Annotated in this window: 2 protein-coding genes and 1 tRNA gene; all 3 read right to left on the minus strand. The window is 52.8% G+C overall.

Going from position 1 to position 2,653, the window contains the following annotated elements; genetic code table 11:
- Positions 1-36: 36 nt before the first annotated feature.
- Positions 37-113: transfer RNA gene (locus tag AB7E06_RS19180), tRNA-Met, on the minus strand.
- Between the two features lie 75 nt (positions 114-188).
- Positions 189-1,574 carry a diguanylate cyclase gene (locus AB7E06_RS19185; protein ID WP_427958186.1) on the minus strand — a complete coding sequence of 462 codons (1,386 nt, stop codon included), beginning with the start codon at positions 1,572-1,574 and terminating at the stop codon, positions 189-191.
- 180 nt (positions 1,575-1,754) lie between these two features.
- Positions 1,755-2,653 (minus strand): UDP-glucose 4-epimerase GalE (gene galE / locus AB7E06_RS19190; RefSeq protein ID WP_427958188.1); only part of this gene is annotated, 899 nt, incomplete at its 5' end.

Raw genomic sequence — 2,653 nt, forward strand, 5'->3', positions numbered from 1 at the left:
TACCTAATAAAAGGTTATCAATCAAGGGCTTAAATTTGGTTGCGGGAGTAGGATTTGAACCTACGACCTTCGGGTTATGAGCCCGACGAGCTACCGAGCTGCTCCATCCCGCGTCAGTAGGAGGCGTATATTATAGACTTCTGAACTGTTGTCAAGGGTTGATTTTATTTTCATGCAGCGTGAGCGGGTCATTGCGCCGGTTTGGTTGTCACTACAGGCTTTGCAATTGCAGCTTCGGATACGACCTTATTCCTTCCTGTTGCTTTTGCCTTGTACAAACGCTCATCAGCCAGCGCGATCAACTCATCGGCCGCAATGGACTTTTGACCTGTCGTTGCCGCAACACCAATGCTTGATGTCACCTGTAGCACCAGGTCGCCCAGATTGACCTGAGATTGACTGATGGCGAAGCGAATGCGCTCAGCAACGTCGCGTGCGTCCTGAATACTCGCACCAGGGAGGACGACTACGAACTCCTCTCCCCCATACCGCATCAGCACATCACCCTCACGCAAGATTTCCCGGCAGACGTTTGCCGTGCGAATGAGTACCTTGTCGCCACTCAAATGACCATAAGTGTCATTCACCCGCTTGAAATGATCCCGATCAAGCAGTAACACGGACAAGGAAGTGTGATCACGGGAAGCACGCGTCAGTTCCTCTTCCAAGCGCTTGTAGCCGAATCGACGGTTATAAACCCCTGTTAGTGGGTCAAGAGCAGCAACACGTTGTAGATCATCGTGCAGAAGTGCGTTATTGAGCGCCAAACCAAGACCTTGCATCAATAAGGGCATTAATCGGGGTACATCTTCGGCAAACGGAGTGGCCGAAGCCAGAATGACCCACCCCAAAACAAAACCGTGATTTTCAATAGGCGTCAGCAAGACATCACTGGGTACAAAATGGGAAAGGATGGCATCAACAGTCACACCAGGCGGCAAGGTAATTCTCGTTTGCACCGCCACATCCTTCGAGTTGAAATAGACTTTATTCTCTACGAGTTTTTCAGGATGAGAGAGGCCTCTTGATGCCAGCACTGTCCATTCACCATGACGCTCGAGCACAATCGCACCCCCCTGAGCACGTGCATTAGCTTGCAACAGCCCCAGCGCCTGATCGCCCAACTCATGCAAATCCAGCTTGCTTGAGAGTGTCTGGGTAAAGTCCCGAATCCGTGCCTCGACCATGTGCGCTTCATGTAGTGCATGGAGCAAAGCATTATAGCTTTGGGCCACGGCCCCGAGCTCATCCTCGTCCTGCTCATGCAAACGACAAACCGCGGGGTTACAGGCCGTCCAGTCACCCGAGAAAGTCGCCTGCTGCATGGCCGCGCGCACTTGCTGCATTCTTGAGCTCAACTGCCGCAAGCGTGGTCGAACGATTCGGCTGGCAAGGGCGAAGTTCAGCCCACCGACGATGAGCCCGGCAACGAGCGTGGCGATAATAAAAGTAGGTGAGAAGGCAGTTGATTTTGGAACACCGAAACCCAAAACGAACACGGGAAAAGCAGCACCCATGACTACGCCCATTGCCACCATACCCATAGCCAAGGCACGAAAAACGTGTTTTGACATCTGCATCCTGCACCCCGTTCTGTTTTCACGTTTGCAGCCTGCACTTTCTTTCTTATGAAGAATTCGCGGACATCTAGCCATACTACCTTGTGACAGAAAGATGTCATCTCAAGGATTTTTGGGTGGGATTAATAAGCCAATGACTCGTTTCAGCAAACCATAGGTCGAGATAACAGGTGATTAGCTTGACTGTTCCCAGTGCCAAGCATGGGCAATCATATCCACCAGGTCGGGGTATTCGGGTTTCCAGCCAAGCTGCTGTTGCGCCAGAGTGGCATCGGCAACCAAACGAGCGGGGTCGCCCACCCGGCGATCGCCAATAAGAACAGGGATTTCCTTCCCGGTCACTTTACGCGCCGTTTCAATGACATCGAGCACGGAATAGCCATCCCCATTGCCGAGGTTGAATTGCTTGCTTTGCTGATGCTCTTGCAGCCATTGCAATGCCTGTTGATGCGCAGAACAAAGATCCTGCACGTGGATATAGTCGCGCAGACAACTGCCATCGGGGGTGTCGTAATCCGTACCGAACACATGGATATGCGACCGGCGGCCAGATGCAGCCTGTAACACCAGAGGAATGAGATGCGTCTCCGGATTGTGGCGCTCGCCCAACTCACCTTCCGGATCGGCACCGGCGGCGTTGAAGTAGCGCAGGCACACTGATTTGAGGCCATAGGCGGCATCATAATCAGCCAGCAGATGCTCGACCATCAACTTGCTGCGGCCATAAGGATTGATCGGATTTTGCGGATGAGATTCATCGATCCGATCTGATCGGGGTTCACCGAAGGTTGCTGCCGTGGAGGAAAAGACAAAATGCCTTACCTGATGCCGCACCATCGCATCCAGAAGATTGAGCGTATTGGCGACATTGTTGCGGTAGTACTTGCCGGGATCATCAACCGATTCGCCGACCAGGCTGAAAGCGGCAAAGTGCATAACGGCGTCGAATCGATGGGAATGAAACAGCCGGTCCAGTAGTGCCGTGTCGGCCATATCACCAACGATCAATTCACCGTAGCGCACGGCATCGGCATGACCGGTGGAAAGATTATCGAGCACCACGACACGGTAGC

It is taken from the genome of Alcaligenes sp. (assembly GCF_050255915.1).
GTDB lineage: Bacteria > Pseudomonadota > Gammaproteobacteria > Burkholderiales > Burkholderiaceae_B > Alcaligenes > Alcaligenes aquatilis.

Coding starts and splice junctions, on each gene's coding strand:
- AB7E06_RS19185 (WP_427958186.1), bottom strand. CDS start 1,574: ATGTCAAAACACGTTTTTCGTGCCTTGGCTATGGGTATGGTGGCAATG.